Genomic DNA, 337 nt, shown 5'->3' on the forward strand with positions numbered 1-337 from the left:
GCCGGTGTCGCCGGTCTACACGCTCGATCTCGGCGTCACCGAGCTTGTCGAATCGGCGGCCATCGTCCAGGTGCAGACCGAAGAGGACGAGCCGACGGCGGGCACCGTGACGCTGACGGCCAACTATGTTCTCAGGGACACCGCGACCGGTACGGTGATCGCCGTCGGCAAGCGCTCGATCCCGTCGTCCTTCGACCGGCCGCGCCAGGAGTTCGCGGCCTACCGGGCGCAGATCGACGCCGAGAACCGCGCCGCCCGCGAGCTCGCCGACATGCTGCGGCTTTCGATCGCCCAGGACCTCGCCAAGCACAAGAAGGCCTGATCGGCAGAGGCATTG

Annotated in this window: 1 pseudogene; it reads left to right on the forward strand. The window is 68.2% G+C overall.

Annotated elements, in window-relative coordinates:
* Positions 1–322, forward strand: a pseudogene (locus EN804_RS35590) (hypothetical protein); the annotation flags it as partial.
* Between the last annotated feature and the right edge of the window lie 15 nt (positions 323–337).

This window comes from Mesorhizobium sp. M8A.F.Ca.ET.161.01.1.1, assembly GCF_004792105.1.
Lineage (GTDB): Bacteria > Pseudomonadota > Alphaproteobacteria > Rhizobiales > Rhizobiaceae > Mesorhizobium.